Annotated in this window: 13 protein-coding genes; 2 read left to right on the top strand and 11 right to left on the bottom strand. The window is 37.1% G+C overall.

What is annotated here, in order from left to right; translation table 11 throughout:
- Positions 1 to 8: 8 nt before the first annotated feature.
- The 9 genes from BM084_RS02065 to BM084_RS02025 form a co-directional block, all read right to left on the bottom strand.
- Positions 9 to 800: a cation efflux transmembrane domain-containing protein gene (locus BM084_RS02065; protein ID WP_177195641.1), complete on the bottom strand. Its 792-nt coding sequence runs from the start codon at positions 798 to 800 to the stop codon at positions 9 to 11.
- Positions 797 to 3,343 carry a heavy metal translocating P-type ATPase gene (locus tag BM084_RS02060; protein WP_093302508.1) on the bottom strand — a complete coding sequence of 849 codons (2,547 nt, stop codon included), beginning with the start codon at positions 3,341 to 3,343 and terminating at the stop codon, positions 797 to 799. The genes BM084_RS02065 and BM084_RS02060 overlap by 4 nt, the downstream gene beginning before the upstream one ends.
- Entirely contained in the window at positions 3,324 to 3,479 is a 156-nt protein-coding gene (locus tag BM084_RS18995) for a SpoIIAA family protein (RefSeq protein ID WP_394333631.1), read from the bottom strand. Before BM084_RS18995 ends, BM084_RS02060 begins: the two co-directional genes overlap by 20 nt.
- Positions 3,480 to 3,734: 255 nt before the next feature.
- Positions 3,735 to 4,346, bottom strand: coding sequence for a cation efflux transmembrane domain-containing protein (locus tag BM084_RS02055; protein WP_093302506.1), 612 nt, complete (start codon positions 4,344 to 4,346; stop codon positions 3,735 to 3,737).
- Between the two features lie 75 nt (positions 4,347 to 4,421).
- Positions 4,422 to 4,838 (bottom strand): Fur family transcriptional regulator, encoded by a 417-nt coding sequence (locus tag BM084_RS02050; RefSeq protein ID WP_093302505.1) that lies wholly within the window; start codon positions 4,836 to 4,838, stop codon positions 4,422 to 4,424.
- 140 nt (positions 4,839 to 4,978) lie between these two features.
- A complete protein-coding gene (locus tag BM084_RS02045) occupies positions 4,979 to 6,232 on the bottom strand; it encodes an efflux RND transporter periplasmic adaptor subunit (protein WP_245764323.1) in 1,254 nt (417 codons plus the stop codon).
- A gap of 18 nt (positions 6,233 to 6,250) precedes the next feature.
- The gene (locus BM084_RS02040) at positions 6,251 to 10,684 is read right to left on the bottom strand and encodes a CusA/CzcA family heavy metal efflux RND transporter (RefSeq protein ID WP_093302503.1); all 4,434 of its coding nucleotides are present in this window, start codon (positions 10,682 to 10,684) and stop codon (positions 6,251 to 6,253) included.
- 122 nt (positions 10,685 to 10,806) lie between these two features.
- Positions 10,807 to 11,133, bottom strand: coding sequence for a DUF6660 family protein (locus BM084_RS19580; RefSeq protein ID WP_317040634.1), 327 nt, complete (start codon positions 11,131 to 11,133; stop codon positions 10,807 to 10,809).
- 302 nt (positions 11,134 to 11,435) lie between these two features.
- Positions 11,436 to 12,644, bottom strand: coding sequence for a site-specific integrase (locus tag BM084_RS02025; protein WP_093302499.1), 1,209 nt, complete (start codon positions 12,642 to 12,644; stop codon positions 11,436 to 11,438).
- A 491-nt stretch (positions 12,645 to 13,135) separates the two neighbouring features.
- Between BM084_RS02025 and BM084_RS02020 the strand changes: the two genes are divergently transcribed.
- Both BM084_RS02020 and BM084_RS02015 read left to right on the top strand, forming a co-directional pair.
- Positions 13,136 to 14,344 (top strand): site-specific integrase, encoded by a 1,209-nt coding sequence (locus tag BM084_RS02020; protein WP_093302497.1) that lies wholly within the window; start codon positions 13,136 to 13,138, stop codon positions 14,342 to 14,344.
- Between the two features lie 240 nt (positions 14,345 to 14,584).
- Entirely contained in the window at positions 14,585 to 14,986 is a 402-nt protein-coding gene (locus BM084_RS02015) for a hypothetical protein (RefSeq protein WP_093302495.1), read from the top strand.
- Here BM084_RS02015 and BM084_RS02010 read toward each other — a convergent pair.
- Together BM084_RS02010 and BM084_RS02005 are read right to left on the bottom strand one after the other, a co-directional pair.
- The gene (locus BM084_RS02010; RefSeq protein ID WP_093302493.1) at positions 14,983 to 15,603 is read right to left on the bottom strand and encodes an SOS response-associated peptidase; all 621 of its coding nucleotides are present in this window, start codon (positions 15,601 to 15,603) and stop codon (positions 14,983 to 14,985) included. The two genes, BM084_RS02015 and BM084_RS02010, sit on opposite strands and share 4 nt — an antisense overlap.
- 791 nt (positions 15,604 to 16,394) lie before the next feature.
- Positions 16,395 to 16,649: IS66 family transposase (locus tag BM084_RS02005; RefSeq protein WP_143083611.1), on the bottom strand; the 255-nt coding region annotated here is incomplete at its 5' end.

The raw sequence follows: 16,649 nt of genomic DNA, 5'->3' as shown, positions 1-16,649 counted from the left end.
AAAGGTTTTTATTTCGCAAGTTTTAAAATTTTAATTGCTCCACGCATTACAAATGTGAAAACTATTCCTCCTATGATCAAATCAGGCCATTTGCTCTTCAGAAAATAAACAAGGATACCAGCCAATATTACCCCACCATTTACGATAATATCATTTGAAGTAAAAATCGCACTGGCCTGCATATGAACCTCTTTACTCTTAGCTTTATTAATCAGCCATAATGAAATCAAGTTTCCTCCAAGTGCCAGAAAAGAAATAACAATCATCCATTCAAACAACGGAGTTTCACTGCTCATAAAAAACCTGCGCAAAACCTCTATAAATCCAATTGCCGCCAAAAACATTTGAAAATAGCCGCTAAATTTTGCAACTTTCTTTTTTCTAGAAACAGCACCTCCTACTGCAAATAAGCTTAACGCATACACTATTGAGTCTGCAAGCATATCAAGCGAATCGGCAATAAGGCCCATAGAAGAAGATATCCAACCGGTAGTCATTTCAATAAGGAAGAAGCCAGCATTAATACCCAGCACCCACCAAAGAACATTTTTTTGTTTTGTTTCATTTTCTCCAACTGGAACTTCAGCTTCCTCTGATCCCAAAAATTTATCACCTAATTTTAATTCTGAAATCGAAGATTGAATTTCATAGACCCCTCCAAGGTGATATACTTCAAGTTTTCTTTTAGGAATATCAAAGTCCAGATATTTTATCTGGTCAAAAGTTTCCAATTTCATCCTTATCATCTGCTCCTCGGAGGGGCAGTCCATTTGACTTACTATAAAGGTACTTTTTTTCATTTTTTATAAGCTAAAAGTCTTAATGCATTAAATACTACAAGCAGTGTAGAACCCTCATGAATTACTACTGCCACTCCGATATTCGCAAATCCAAAAATAGTTGCCGGTATAAGTAAAGCTACAATTCCAAGGCTTACCCAAAGGTTCTGTCTGATAATCGCCTTTGCCTTCCTGCTTAAGCCTATGGCAAAGGGCAGGGTCTCCAACTTATCGGCCATAAGGGCAATATCGGCGGTTTCCAGAGCAACATCGCTACCCGCAGCACCCATCGCTATTCCTACGGTGCTATTTGCCATGGCAGGTGCATCGTTAACACCATCGCCCACCATAGCCACTTTAGATTCTTTCTTTTTTAATTTTTTAATGGCTTCCACCTTTTCTTCCGGTAGTAAACTCCCCCAGGCCTCGGTCAATCCTATTTCTTCTGCTACAGCATCTGCCACCTTCTGGTTATCGCCGGTAAGCATGATCATCCGTTTAATACCTATTTTCTTCAATTCAGAAAGGGTCTTTTTTGCTGCCTCCCGTGGGGTATCCATTAAGGCTATTATGCCTATATATTCTTCATTTTTACGAAGTAACATCGTGGTATTTCCACCACTTTCAAGACCACGTACTTTTGTAGCTATTTCTTCCGATGGAAGAGTATCCTTTAATCCTTCATATAAATCCAAATTACCAACATAGATCTTATCATTTCCCAATGTTGCTTTAATACCTTTTCCTAACACAGCTTCCAGATTGGAAGCATCCGGAATTTCCTCGCCTTCCAGGCGCCTCTTGCCATCACGGACTACAGCTTTTGCTAGGGGATGATCACTCAAACTTTCCACGGCTATTGCTATTTTGAGAAGTTCATTTTCTGAAATATCCCCAAGTGGTACTACTTGCGTAAGTTTTGACTTTCCTTCCGTTAGAGTCCCGGTCTTATCAAAGGCGAGGGCGGTCAATTCTCCCAGATCCTCTAGTGGTCGGCCTCCTTTAATTAATACCCCACCACGGGCCGCCCTGGCCACTCCACTCAATACAGCACTCGGGGTCGAGATTGCCAACGCACAGGGACTTGCAGCTACCAGTACCGCCATTGCCCTGTAAAAGCTGGCGCTAAAGGGTTCGTCAATAACTAAGAATGCGAATAAAAGAGCTCCGACCAAAATAAGGACGGATGGTACAAAATATTTCTCAAACTTATCAGTAAGCAACTGGGTAGGTGATTTTTGGGTCTGGGCTTCATTAACCAATTTGACCAGCCTTGACAATGTAGAATCCTTGGCTGCTTTGATCACTTTAATTTCCAAAGTATTGTTCCCATTGATAGTTCCGGCAAAAACGCGGTTTTCATCTTTGATATCATCTACCTCTGAGTAATTCTTCTCAACATCTTCTACGGGAATTTTATCTACCGGTACACTCTCCCCGGTTATTGGAGCCTGGTTTACACTACTCTGCCCATCTACAACTACGCCATCTGCGGATATTTTACTATTAGGTTTCACCACAATGATATCCCCAATATTGAGTTTTTCGATACCAACTTCTTCCGTTTTACCATTTTTTTTAACCAAAGCTGTTTTAGGTGCCAATTCTGCCAATGCGGCTATAGATTTTCGTGCTTTGTTCATCGCATAATGCTCCAGGGCATGTCCCAAGCTAAAGAGAAATAATAACAAAGCACCTTCAGCCCATTCCCCTAATATAGCTGCTCCAATAGCTGCGACCAACATTAGAAAATCAATTTCAAAACCACCTTTGGCCACGGTTTCCACAGCTTCTTTCGCGGTATAAAAGCCTCCAAAGAAATAGGCTCCAATATAAAGTGCAAGGCTAACCCATTGGGGAACTGAATCTACAAAGGATAATCCAAAACCAATCCCCAGTAAAACACCACAAATAATGGCAAATATAAGTTCTGTATTTTTCCCAAAAATACCTCCGTGGGAGTGTGAATGTTTTTCCCCGGCTCCGTGACTATCACCCTCTTTATGATTCAGTTCATCTTCATCTTCATGTTGGTGTTTCTGACTCATCTTATTTTTTTTAATTAATTCATCAGAGGTTTTTTCCGAGGATTTAAAACCATTCTTATGGCCAGAGGAGCTTTTTTTAACTTGTAGGTTTTCCTTTTCAAGCCTTGCATTTATCGCTTCAAAACTAGTCTCACGCTTATCATATTCTAAACGGATCATTCCTCCGGCATTGGCGGAAGCTTCCAAAATGCCTTCGATATTCAGCAGAGTCTTTTCTATAGTTCTTGCATGGCGGGTATGTCTAATCCCCTCAACCTCTAAAAGAAGATGACCATATTTTTCTGTAATTTCTGCCCCGGCATTTTCCGCCAAAGATTGAATGCGATCAATAGAGATAACGTCAGGATCATAATGAAAACAAAGTAGTGGAACCGAATCTTCCTTTTCATCTGCTATATGAACCCTCTCAAGGCCTTCCTCGGCTTCTAGATCATTAATAAGTCTTTGTACACAGGTATCTTTTTCATTCGGCACCTGAGGTAGCAGTACCGGAATTTTAAGTTGTAATTTTTTCATTTTCCTTTTGCTTTAAAATCCATCTTTTAGTCTCTTCTTTTTCAGTAAGGTCGAAATATCTAACCTGCGAGCTGGCAAAGAATTCAGTAGCTCCAGCAGCCCATTGCTGCCATTCTTTTTCACCCACAAAGGCCATTTTCCATAATCGGAAATATGAGCTGCGTCAACCTTTAAATCTGCCTATAAGCCTTTGAAATCAAATCCCTTGAAATTGACCAGCTCAAAAAAAAATATACTTTTTCCTCATTTTTGACAATTTCAAGGGATGGATTTTCTCTATATCCTCCTTAGATACCTTACCACTGAACGTAGCGGATATCAGATTGCATCTTTCTGTTTTCATTATATGAATCACGGTTATTTCTTTCTATTACGTAATACTAGAGTTGATTTATCTTGTTTTGGTATAGGCTTCCCAACCTTCCTTTGCCGCATAAGGTACAATGAGCAGAGCTGCGACAGGATCTGCCCACCACCAGCCCAACCAGTTTACCAATAGCAAACCGGCAAGAACAACTACGGTTTGGTATAGGCAAATAAAAGTATCTTTGGCATCAGCAAGTAACGCTGGACTGTCCAGCTTATGTCCATATTTTCTTTTGAAATAGATTAGAATGGGATTTATAATCAAAGAAATGATTAAAATGATTAGCCCCATGGTACTCCAACTTGCAGTTTCCTGACTAATGAGCTTTGTGATTGAATCATAAGAAATAAATATGCAGACCAAAGTAAATGATCCTGCAATCACATATAGAGTGATCTTTTTACGTCTTTTTACTTTTTCTTCGTCAAGGCCCTTGAGCTCGCCGTGCAGTCGCCAGCCTAATGTGGCCGCACTTACCACCTCTATTGTACTGTCCAGTGCCCATCCTACAAGAGCAGAACTATTGGCAGTTATCCCTGCAATTAGAGATACTATTACTTCAATAGTATCATAAATGACATTCCATATTTGAAGCGTTCTTGCTTTTTTTAAATCTTTTTTTCTTTTTGCTTCCATAATCTAATTTTAGTGATCTCCATACTAAATAGTTCCGTTTTACCTGTATTTTTATGCTTGCTTCCTTTTCAAAAATTAAACAGCACTACATTTCTCACATATTCCCTTTACTACCAGATTTACATTTTCTGGAATATAGCCCTCTGGCAGGTTAATATGTGGAATCTTATGGTCAGTTAAACAAACAGTTTCATCACAATTATTACAATGAAAGTGGATGTGCAAGTCTTGTTCTACTTCGCAGTTACAATCATTCTCACAGAGCGCATATTTTGGTATACCTGTGCCATCATCTATTTGATGAACAATATTCTTTGTTTCGAAGGTGCGTATTGTTCGAGATAATGTAGCCCGATCTGCTTTTCCAAAGGCATTTTCAATTTCTGTAAGTGTAACAGCCCGATCATTTTTTGCCATAAATTTATAAATCAGAATTCGCATGGCTGTCGGTCGAACACCCTTTACCTCTAATTTTTTTTCGATTTCATTCATTCTCTTCCTATTTAACTCTTATCGGTTTCGTTAAAGCTTTTAATTCTTCATTCGTGAAATAATTTGCGGTAATTAAGAATAATTCTCAAAAGTTTTAGTAAACCAAAACTAAGAGCTTATTATAATATTTATTAATCTACTTAATGACCATGAGATGTTTGACTTTTCTGCATTTCAGAAATCAAATAATAGGCATTATTATAGGCAACTATGGCATCTTTCGGAAGTGGTTCCAGGAGTTTGATTTCAACCCATCCATCTTCCTTTATTCCAGTTCTTACCTGTACTGGTTTTAGCTCCCACTCGGTTGTACCATCTTTCTGGTGCTTTTGGGCCGTAAAGATGTAATGGTTTCCCTCTTCCTCAATCACTGCCTCTTCCGGCAATGCAGGTACTGCATCCTCTCCTGTTCTAATTCTTCCTTTTATATACATACCAGGAATTAGATAATCTTCCTTATTATCTATCTCGGCGTGAACGTGTACCGCTTTGGGATTTTGTTCAAATTGCTTGCCTACGGAATAAATTTCTCCCGTTAAATTACTGCCAGGCACTGACTCCAGCGTAAAAGAAATTTTTTGACCTTCTTTAACCTTATAAATATCTTTTTCAAAAACCATTAAATCGGCGTGAACATGTTCATTATCAACTACCATAAACATGCTGGTTTGGGGTTCTACATATTGGCCAATTTGCACCTTTACTTTTTCTATATAACCTTCAATAGGGCTTACTACCGGGATATATTCGTAAAGTTCCCCATTTCTTATTTTGGAAGCATTTAGGTTTAACTGACGTAATTGTGATTCATAGCCTCGTACTTCACCTTGTACAGACTGATAATCTGCCTGGGTTTGTTGAAAAGACTTCCCAGATCCTACTTCGGCCTCATATAATCGTTTCTGTCTTGCGAATTCCTTTTCCAAAAACTCCATCCGGCTGTATGCATTTATATAATCCGTTTGGATTTTAGTCAGATTGGGATGGGAAAGGTAAGCCAGTACCTGGCCCTTATTCACTTTATCTCCTTCAATAACTTTTATTGAATTAATATTCCCCCCTAATACGGCTGTAACTGTAGCTTCGTATTGAGGCGGCACTTCTAATTGGCCGTTGGCTTCTACTATTCCTGATAATGCTTTGGTTGGCAAAGTATCCACCTTGACCCCGAGACTGTTGAATTTCATTTCTGAAAGATGTACCGAACGCATTCCGCCCTCTTCTTCGGCGTGGCCTCCAGCTTTTTCCTCCTTATGATTTTCACCTTCTTCAGCATTAGCGGAGGTCGTAGCCTCTTGTGAACTATCTACTTCTGCATCTGAATTCTCTTTACATCCAAAGAGCAGACTTAGTGATAAAGCAAACATTAAAATATTTATTGATCTTATATTCATATCGTTTTTTCTTAATTTTTAATTTGAATTTTCGAGGTAATATTCAAGTTGGTACCGGCTATCGAGATAATCATTAAAAGCGCTCCAGGCGTTTACCTCGATACGAATGGCATCCCTTATATTTTGAAGGAAGGTTACATAATCTATAGCTCCTTCCCTAAAAGCTAATACAGCTCCATCCTGTTGCTCTTTAGCTAATGGAAGCGCTTCATTTTTATAATAATTCCAGGAGTTTCTCCATTTGATGAATTCTTCGCGCATGTTTTTATAGGCGGTTTCCAGTTCGAGTTTATCCTGGTAAAAATTTTGCTCGGCAATCTTTCGATTGACTTTAGCTTCTTGTGTACGTCCTAATTCCGGTCCAAAAAATAGCGGGATTTGAATTCCCAGTTGATATTGATAGAATCCTGATTGTCCATTTATTTCCTGCCTGGCATACTGGCCCTGAAATTTGGGCAGAAATTCTGATTTTCGTTCTCTGGTAATTGCTTTTGCAACATCCACCCTTTGTTCAGAAACCTGAAGCGATGGATGATTTTCAAGGGACTCTACCAGAAAGTTCAAAGGTTCGTCTAAGGTTACAACGGGCAAATCTGGTACATCATAGATCGTGTCACTGGCAAACCAGAGGTTTAGGCGCTGCAATGATTTCAGGTAATTTCGATAGGACTGTTCTAATTGTATTTTTACCTCATTCCCCTGATTAGAGGTGGCAAGATATTCGAGTTTAGAGGTAGCTTCTGTCTCATATCGAATTCTTGCAGCCCTTTCAATGTCTTCAAAAATTGAGTCCATCTTCCGGTAAACCTGATACATTTTTTTTCGGGTATAAACTGATGCCCAGGCTCTACTTACTTCACGTTCAACTTCTAAAGTATTTAATTCTAAAGCATTTTCGGCTAATGCGACCCTTTCTTTCTGCAATTTTAACCGCGGGGCAATTCCGAAAACATCTATGCCTTGTTGTTGAATACCAATTTGGGTATAAATCCCATCAGAACCATTTCCTACTTCTTCCTTTCCTGTAAAGATTTGGGTATTTCCAAAATCATAAGCGGTTTTACGCAGTACTTCTTCTCTTTCAATTTCAAGTTGGGCAGCTTTTAGCTGGGGAAAATTTTTAATTGCGAGTTCTCTAGCCTCTTCCAAGCTAATTGTTTGTAAAGTATCCTGTTGTGAATATTCTGATGACATTGCATCAGATTGTGCATTTGCAGAAAAGGTTCCGCCTAAAACCAAGCCAATTATCAAAATCGTAGCTAAAGATCGGGAATTGGAAGAACCTAGTTTATTCTTTTCTTTTTTCTCTCGCTTTCTTTCTACAAGGGTATATAGTACTGGTAATACAACCAGCGTAAGCAGTGTAGCTGTTAGCATCCCACCTATAACCACCGTAGCAAGTGGTTGTTGAACTTCTGCACCGGCTGATGTGGAAAATGCCATTGGTAGAAAACCGAAAATATCTGTTGTTGCTGTTAACATAATAGGTCGTATTCGTTCTTTGGTTCCTGTAAAAATTCTATCTCTTATACTGGTTACTCCTTCTTCTTTTAAAGAATTGAATCTATTTATTAGTACCAGCCCGTTTAAAACTGCAACCCCGAACAGTACAATGAAGCCTACACCTGCGGAAATACTAAATGGCATACCTCTTAACCAAAGGGCAAAAACACCTCCTATAGCAGCCAATGGTATCGCCATATAGATCATAATAGATTGGGAAAAAGACTGTAAAGCAAAATATAGAAGTACAAAAATCAAGAATAAAGCTATTGGTACCACAATCACTAATCGATCTTTGGCACTCTGAAGGTTTTCGAACTCCCCTCCATAAGTTATATAATAACCGGGAGGTAATTCTAATTCTTCATCTAATCGTTGTTGAATATCATTTACTACTGACTCCACATCCCTTCCACGGGCATTTACACCCACATACGTCCTTCTATAGGTGTCATCCCTTGAAATTTGCATAGGGCCCGGTACATATTCGATATCTGCTATTTCTTTTATCGGCACCTGCGTCCCGTCTGGAAGATCGATATACATTCCGCGCAAGTCATCAATATTCTTTCTATGTTCCTCATCAAATCGAACTACTAAATCGAATCGCTTTTCTCCTTCAAAAATCACCCCAGCGGTTCCTCCCGCAAAAGCAGTACTTATGTAATCATTTGCTTTTTGGATATCCAGGCCATATTGAGCAATTTTATCACGGTTAAATTTCACGGTCATTTGTGGCAGCCCGGATGTTCGTTCAGGATTAACATCTCCAGCTCCTGGTACGGTCTGGATAATATTAGCCATTTTCTGTACCTTTTCCGACAAAACATCCAGGTCCTCTCCATATAGTTTAACCGCAATATCTTCTCTTACTCCTTCTAGTAATTCGTTGAACCTTAATTCTACAGGTTGGGTAAATACAAGGTTTACCCCAGTAAGTTCTTTATTCAGTTTTTCCTTGATCTGTGCTATAAGTGCTTCTTTAGTTTCAGCGGTTGTCCATTTATCCTTATCCTTTTCAAGGATGAGATACATATCTGCAATATCCATTGGCATTGGATCTGTAGGAATGTCGGCTACTCCAATCCTTGCGGTTACCGTTTTAATTTCAGGGAAATTTTCTAAAAGTATGTTTTCTATTTTTTTAGAAACTTCAATAGATTCTGTCAATGAACTTCCGGGTCTTATTAAAGCCTGCATCGCAATATCCCCTTCATCCAGTTGAGGCACAAATTCTCCTCCCATTTTGGAAAAAAGGAAACCGGATAATACAAGTAGAACAGCAGCAGCACCTACAACAATGAGCTTCAGTTTTAATGCCCCTTTCAGTAAAGGCATATAGACTCTTTGTATTCCTCCAATTATTTTATCACTTAACCTTTCCAACCAGCGTTCAAACCTTCCAAACCAGTTCTTTTTATTTTGAATTGGTTTCATAAATAGGGCAGACATCATAGGGACATAGGTAAGGCATAAGAATATGGCCCCTATCATTGCAAAACCGAAGGTGTAAGCCATAGGTTTAAACATTTTTCCTTCTACCCCGGTAAGAAAAAGAATGGGTGTAAATACGATAAGAATTATAATTTGCCCAAAGAACGCGGAACTCATCATCGTACTCCCAGCATCATAGGCTACTTCATCCATTTTAGCCTGAGTAAATTTCAGTTTACCTGATCTAATCCGTTTTTGTATTTCATACACGGTTCCTTCGATGATAATCACTGCACCGTCTATAATGATTCCAAAGTCAATAGCGCCCAAACTCATTAGATTGGCCCATACATTGAATTGCTTCATTAAAATAAAAGCAAAAAGCAGTGATAAGGGAATAGTGGTAGCAGTAATAAGTCCACCTCTTAAACTACCTAATAACAATACCAAGGCAAAAATCACTATCAATGCACCTTCCAGTAAATTTGTTTTAACGGTATCAGTTGTTCGTGCTATTAATTCACTTCGATCAATAATGGGCTCTATGGTCAAACCTTCAGGAAGTGACTTTTCAACTTCTGCCATTCTATCTTTAACATCCTGAATTACGGCATTGGGATTGGCGCCTTTCAACATCATAATGATACCGCCTACGGCTTCCTCTCCATCTTGCGTGAAAGCTCCGTAACGTACTTGGTTTCCAAACTGAACATTTTCTGCAACATCTCCAATCGTTATCGGAACAGCATTTTCGGTGGTAATAGCAATTTTCCTTATATCCTCAAGTGAACGGATTAAACCTTCTCCTCTAATAAAATTCGACATTTTATTTTTCTCGATATAAGCTCCTCCGGTATTTACATTATTTCGAGCAAGGGCCTCGTAAACCTCAGAGATACTTATACCCATACTGTTTAATTTTTCAGGGTTTATTGCTACCTCATATTGTTTTATGGAGCCTCCAAAAGAATTTACTTCCACCACACCATCTAGTAAGGTAAGCTGCCTTTTAACTATCCAATCCTGAATAGTTCTAAGTTTCATAGGGGAATATTCTGTGTCGTAACCTTTTTTTGGTTGTATAGTATACTCATAGATTTGACCTAAACCGGTTGAAATAGGCCCCATGGAAGGACTTCCAAATTTATCGGGTATGGTCTCGCCCAATTCATTAAGCTTCTCCTGTACAAGTTGACGAGGAAGATAGGTTCCCATATCATCTTTGAAAACTATAGTAACTACCGAGAGTCCAAAGCGCGAAATAGAACGAATCTCTGTAACCCCTGGTAAATTACCCATAGAAAGTTCTACAGGGTAGGTTACAAATTGTTCAATATCTTCTGTGGCAAGATTAGGTGACTGGGTGATCACCTGAACCTGATTATTAGTAATATCTGGCACCGATCCCAGGTTGACGGTCATCATGGACCAAATACCTGTTCCAATAAGCGCTAAGGTAAGCAGCCCAATAATAAATTTATTATTAATGGAAAATGAGATGATTCTATTAATCATATAAAAAATTAATTCAGTTAAACATTTCGATATTTTTCTAAGAGTTGAAAAAATCGATAATATAGGCCTGAAGATTTCGTAGAACCTCAGGAAAGGATATAGCTATCCTATAAAAAACTGAACTATACTTTTGGGGGATCTAAAAAAGAAAGGATAGGTTCTTCGGCTGAACTATCAAAATGAGCGAAAGCCTTGGAAGGAATTTCCGTGATTAAAGGTTTGAAATTAGAAGAACCAAAATCTATTGTATGTACATGGCAGCAATGACAGCTGCAAAATGGAGGACATAAATCTGCTTCCTGATTATGGGTGTGATCGAGGTCCAGATTCTGGCCGGATACTATGGTTATTTCTGAATCATATGTTAATTGTGACGAATCACTGTCATTACAGGCTAAAAAATTTAGCCCAAATACATATATAGATAGTATGAATGCAACTATTTTCACAATGTAAAGATAACAAAATACCTATGCACAGGGTGTGCAAAAAAATTCTATCCATATCCAGAAGATATTGTTTTTATTTTGACCTAAAATTTATCCAGAGCAATCAATTTGCAACAGAGATTCACATGGATAACTTTCTTTTCTACGAGCTTAATGAAACTCTACACGTAGTTCAAAAAGAACAGCAAATAAATATAACTGTTTTTAAATACGATAAGACGGGGGTTAGCTTTTAAACTGAAGAGCATAAAACCTTGGAATATATCGAATACTTTGTGAAAAACTATAGTCTACCTTGGGAATTAAAGTAGTAATTCACTTGCTGCATCCAATACTGAGCTATCCAATTCTTTCAAGTAAGCCTGGGTTATAGTTAGGTTTTGATGTCCCAGTGACTCGCTTATAATATCTGTGGCAACGCCCATTTGCTTTAAGCTATTCGCAAAACTATGTCGAGCTACATAGCTGGTTAAAGTTTTATCAATATTACAGATAGTAGCGATCTCTTTTAAATCTTTATTATACTTACTTAGCGTCTTATGTTTTCTGTTCTCAATTTGTAGTGGGGTCATATTATCTTGTAAGAGTAAAGGAAAAACATATTTTGTGCCAATAGATCTTGCCTTAAAATAATTCAAAATATCCCTAACAGGTGGCAGAATAGTAATATTAAAATTTCCTTTTGACTTAGAGCGGGTGTAAAATATTTTGTCACCATTAATTTGAGACCATTTTAAATTAATTTGATCAGCGAAATTCATTCCCCGGGTATAAAAGCTGAAAACAAAATATTTATGACTATGTAAAAGATGAGGATGTTTTGATATATCCATCTTTACTATTCTCATTATCTCGGTAAAGTCAAGAGCTCTTTTCGCAGGCTTACTTTTAAGCTTAGAAATTTTATAATTTTTAAAAGGATAAATGTTCGCTGGAATTATATCCCTGGCAATGGCTTTATTAAAAACAGCCCTAATTGTTCGCATTCGTAAGCTAATCCCTCCATCATTTCCACCTTGTGAACGCAAATGCGTTTCAAATTTTGACAAGTAGGTAACCGTAATGTCTTCGAACTCCAGTCGAGTGGATAAATTGAATTTTTTAAGGGCTAGAAAAGCTTCATTATGGATTCTTGCATTTCCAGTTCTGCCGGCTGAGTTAAATTCTTGAATTAAATCACTCCAGAAACAAAAAATTTTTTTTGATTCAGGATTGGAGGTTACTCGAAAAGCATTTTCAAACTCAGAAAGTCGAAAACTTTCATTTTTAAGCTGTAGCTCGGAATAAATCCTAAACGCCCGTTCTTTAAATTTTAAAAGTAGCCTATTGTCCTGAAGATGGTTTGCATGTCTTTTATTAAATAATTCCGCACTGGCATCCCATTCTTCAGGAAATACATTAAAAATGGTTTTAAAATATTTTGTTTTCCTGTTTTTAGTTACTCTTAAGCTGACAGGAAAAGTACCATCAGCACGTTTAACTTTATGCAATACTATTTTTACAACCGCCATTTTGAATTATTAATGTTCTAAATCCGTACAACAAATACCTACATCCATACTATTAACGCTTTAAAACGCTACAATAAACATTTTAAAATCCGTACAACATACGTACAACAAATTACCATATAAAGGTAAAACAAAAGAATTTAGATACACTCGAAAAAATCATAAAATACTGATATTCAATGCATAGGAAAACAAATCTAACTAAAAGAAATGTAAAATTTGAGCCTGGGGGGCGTGGGGTCGCAGGTTCAAATCCTGTCATCCCGACTTTTTGAGTATCAAATTACATCAAAAAACACCTAATTAAATGATTTTCAGTGCTTTTAGCAAAACTGGGAATCATTTTTTTTTGTTTGATATCAAACAAAAAGTTACCTATTCGGTTACCTAATCGGTTACCTTTTTTTTCTTACCTTTTCCCTATCCAAGGGCCTTTAATCCGATTTGGGATGTAATTAATTGAGTAAAAAAGTTACCTAAATATTAAAGTTATGAATAAAAAACCCACATTTCGTATTTTATTTTGGTTACACACCGCAAAAACCAAAGAAAACCTAGCCCCTATTTATGCAAGGGTTACCGTCGATGGCCGTCGAGCAGAAATTAGTTTAAGAAGGCAATGCAATCCAGAATCCTGGGATGATAGATCTCACCGGATTAAAGGAAGAAACCCAGAAGCCACTCGTCTAAATAATTATCTAGATGCTAAATATGCCAAATTACTTGAATGTTATGAAGAGCTATTAAAAGAAGATTCTATCATCACAGCCCGAGCAATAAAATCTAGATTTCTAGGAGCTGATGCCGCTTTTAAATCTTTAAAGGATATCCTGGAATATCACAAGGAAACAATGGTAGACATTCTTAAGTATGGTACTCTTAAAAACTATGGAGCAACTGAGAAGTACTTAATGCAATACCTTGCCTCAGAGCATAAAGCAAAAGATATCTTCTTAAAAAACCTTTCTTTTCATTTTATCACAGGATTTGATAAGTTTCTAAGAACAAGAAAAGATAAAAGAGGTAATAAGCAATTAAGTAATAACGGAATTATGAAACACATGGAGAGATTCAAAAAATTAACTAATTTGTCTCTTAAATTAGGATGGATTGAAAAAGATCCTTTTCAAAGTTATAAGCTTAAATTTGAAAAATATGATCGTGCTTTTCTAAATAATCGCGAACTAGATTATCTGGAAGAAACTGAATTTTCTAAGCTATCTCTAGAAAATACCAAAAACATTTTTCTTTTCGCCTGTTACACCGGCTTGTCTTATATCGATGTCAAGCAACTAACTAAAGAGAATTTGATAAAAGGTGTTAATGGAAAGGAATGGATTTTCAGTAGAAGAGAAAAGAGTAAGGAAATTATTAAAATACCCTTATTAGAAAAGGCTCGTAACATTTTAAAGTCATACGAAGATCCAACATCAGAATTCCTTCTACCCTGCTACAGTAACCAGAAGATAAACGCCTACCTCAAAGAAATTGCTACACAATGCAAAATTTCTAAGAAACTTAGTTTTCACGTTGCACGACATACTTTCGCCACTACTATCACATTGTCTAATGGTGTACCTATAGAAACTGTTTCTAAGCTTTTAGGCCATTCTAAATTATCTACAACACAAATCTATGCCAGAGTATTAGATCAAAAAATTGGAGAGGATATGGATCTTCTACAATCCAAACTATTGTGAGTTTAAGTAATACTGGAAGAAAGTTCTAAAACCTAAACAAACAAGAACACATTATGAGCTTGGAATGTCCTTATTCCTGGAAAAGACCCCGTGTATAAACTTAGCTTTCGTTTACGGGAAGAAGTTTGCTAATTTTCATTTACTTTAAGTTGGAATTATTCCTAATTTTGGATATTTTCCTATATTTGGAATTTAGAAGTATTAGTTTTTTAGCAGAACAAAATTCTATTTTTAGCAATTATGTACACCTCTCCACTAAGGGAATTTTCAAGAAATGATTATTTCGACAAGTCTATTATCAACGATGATATGGCCGAATATACTTTTGATTATTTCTTCTCGGGAAAGCGAATTGGATCAAGAAAGGATCTTATCGATTTATTTGTAGTAACCTGGATAATGGACGATGTGGAAAACATATTTATTCGTTATTCTATTTATTCTGGAGATAAAACAAGCTGGAAAGATAAAATTACCGAACAGTTAAAAAAGCTTATGTATGATATAAATGTAAGTAAGGAAGTTGCTAGTGGACGGTTGAGATATTTTGAAGTGGAAACAGAAAAATATTTACCTACTGAATCTTTTGAAAAAAAATTTTTGGAAACGAAATCTAAAATGAGACGATTTCAAGAAAATTAAGCTACTTCAGTTGCAATTAATGGTACTTCATAGGGAAATGCAAAATTAGAATGATCCTGACCATTTAGCCAGGCCTGATGATCCTGTTGTTTTAATACCACCGGCATTCTTTTTTTATTATTATGAATTTCAGACATCAACTCATTTGCTTCAGTAGTTACAATGGAATAAGTATTAAGAGCTTCGTTTGTTTGTGGGTTTATCCAGTTAGAATAAATTCCTGCGAATGCAAAAATTTCCTGATCTGTTGGAGTAATTAGATACTTTTGTTTGTCTTTACCTTTGGGATCTTTCCATTGCCATTCATAGTAACCATCAGCAATAATCAAGCAACGTTTTTTCACTGAATTCCTAAAGGATGGCTTTTCAGATATTGTCTCAATTTTAGCATTCAGGGTCATTTTTTTGATTTTATCATCTTTGGCCCAAAATGGTATTAATCCCCAATTAAACATTTGGATTTCCCCTTGGTTTTCATCTGAAATCACTGGAGTTTTTGAAAATGTAAATGCATTGATTTCCTGTTGTGGTTTATATGCATCGGGTTCAATAAATCGCGCTTCTAAAGTACGTTCTATATCACTGAGTTTAGCATTGAGTTTAGTTCTATAGCACATAGTTCTAATTTTATATAAATTTAATAAAATCTGTTGAATTATAGGGGCAAGTAAACCAAAAGGAGCGTGCCGTTGCGAGTAGGAACAAGGGTGGTGTGGGGTTAGCACGTAGCAGCGGAGTGCGTCCCACAGTTATGTAGCATACTCAGCTGACGGATTTTTTGACCTTTCTAGTTGAGATCAACAGGCTTAAGGAGGAGCCAGCGAAGAGCGACGAGGTAGCGTCTAGGTGAAGTGCACCGACTTATGCCTGTGTGAGGGCAAATAAGGGCTTTGCTTGTTGATTTAACCTCAGCATTACTATATGTCAGCATTTTATTTTAAAAGGCTACAATTTATAATTAAAGTGGAAAGCTGTTATGCCCTGAGTACAGGTGCTTCATTTAACCTTCAGTTTCTTATGGAAAATTAATTCAAAAAATATGACAGCACCTACGCCGTTGTGACCTCGCAGGCTCGCACAAAGTGAAGTTGCGGTTTGCCCTTAATTCAGTTTACTCACGCGGTAGCGTGAAACTTTATTGGATTTTAAGGGCAAAAGATAGCAACGCGTGAGGATGGAGTGGAATGTGTGAAATAAAACAAGCGACCAGGTTTAAAAACCTGAGGACGGAAGGTTTTTAGGCCGTGGGAACGGTAAGTGCAAAATGCTTAGGAGTTGGGGTTTAGAAAGAAGTGGGTTTCTCCAAAGAGTTCCCCACCTTTGTGGGGAAGACAAACCTATTTTGCAATGTATCCAGTCGGCTAAGTGCCCCTTGTAATTCTAAAATAATCTTTTAAGCTGTATTTGTTTATTTACTCAGCTGTAATTTTTTATAATTTTGTGGATAGAGGTTCTTAATATCCTTGTACTTTATAGTCATGATATTCTCTAAGGTATATTTTAACCACTCATAGGGATTCACCTCGTGTTTTTTACAAATAGCAAAGAAGGAATAAATTGCTGCAGCTCTCTGAGCAGCCTTATGAGATCCGGCAAATAAGTAATTTTTCCTTCCCAGGGCAACTGGACGAATTTTATTTTCTATGAGATTATTATCAATAAG

Origin of the sequence: Salegentibacter agarivorans (assembly GCF_900113135.1) — a bacterium.
Classification (GTDB): Bacteria; Bacteroidota; Bacteroidia; order Flavobacteriales; family Flavobacteriaceae; genus Salegentibacter; species Salegentibacter agarivorans.
Note: the sequence above shows the minus strand (reverse complement) of the source record. Positions and strands in the feature narration are given on the sequence as shown.

What these genes read in the sequence shown, in the direction of transcription:
- BM084_RS02065 (WP_177195641.1), bottom strand. Translation starts at nt 800, where the DNA reads ATGAAAAAAAGTACCTTTATAGTAAGTCAAATGGACTGCCCCTCCGAG.
- BM084_RS02060 (WP_093302508.1), bottom strand. Translation starts at nt 3,343, where the DNA reads ATGAAAAAATTACAACTTAAAATTCCGGTACTGCTACCTCAGGTGCCG.
- BM084_RS18995 (WP_394333631.1), bottom strand. Translation starts at nt 3,479, where the DNA reads ATGGCCTTTGTGGGTGAAAAAGAATGGCAGCAATGGGCTGCTGGAGCT.
- BM084_RS02055 (WP_093302506.1), bottom strand. Translation starts at nt 4,346, where the DNA reads ATGGAAGCAAAAAGAAAAAAAGATTTAAAAAAAGCAAGAACGCTTCAA.
- BM084_RS02050 (WP_093302505.1), bottom strand. Translation starts at nt 4,838, where the DNA reads ATGAATGAAATCGAAAAAAAATTAGAGGTAAAGGGTGTTCGACCGACA.
- BM084_RS02045 (WP_245764323.1), bottom strand. Translation starts at nt 6,232, where the DNA reads ATGAATATAAGATCAATAAATATTTTAATGTTTGCTTTATCACTAAGT.
- BM084_RS02040 (WP_093302503.1), bottom strand. Translation starts at nt 10,684, where the DNA reads ATGATTAATAGAATCATCTCATTTTCCATTAATAATAAATTTATTATT.
- BM084_RS02025 (WP_093302499.1), bottom strand. Translation starts at nt 12,644, where the DNA reads ATGGCGGTTGTAAAAATAGTATTGCATAAAGTTAAACGTGCTGATGGT.
- BM084_RS02020 (WP_093302497.1), top strand. Translation starts at nt 13,136, where the DNA reads ATGAATAAAAAACCCACATTTCGTATTTTATTTTGGTTACACACCGCA.
- BM084_RS02015 (WP_093302495.1), top strand. Translation starts at nt 14,585, where the DNA reads ATGTACACCTCTCCACTAAGGGAATTTTCAAGAAATGATTATTTCGAC.
- BM084_RS02010 (WP_093302493.1), bottom strand. Translation starts at nt 15,603, where the DNA reads ATGTGCTATAGAACTAAACTCAATGCTAAACTCAGTGATATAGAACGT.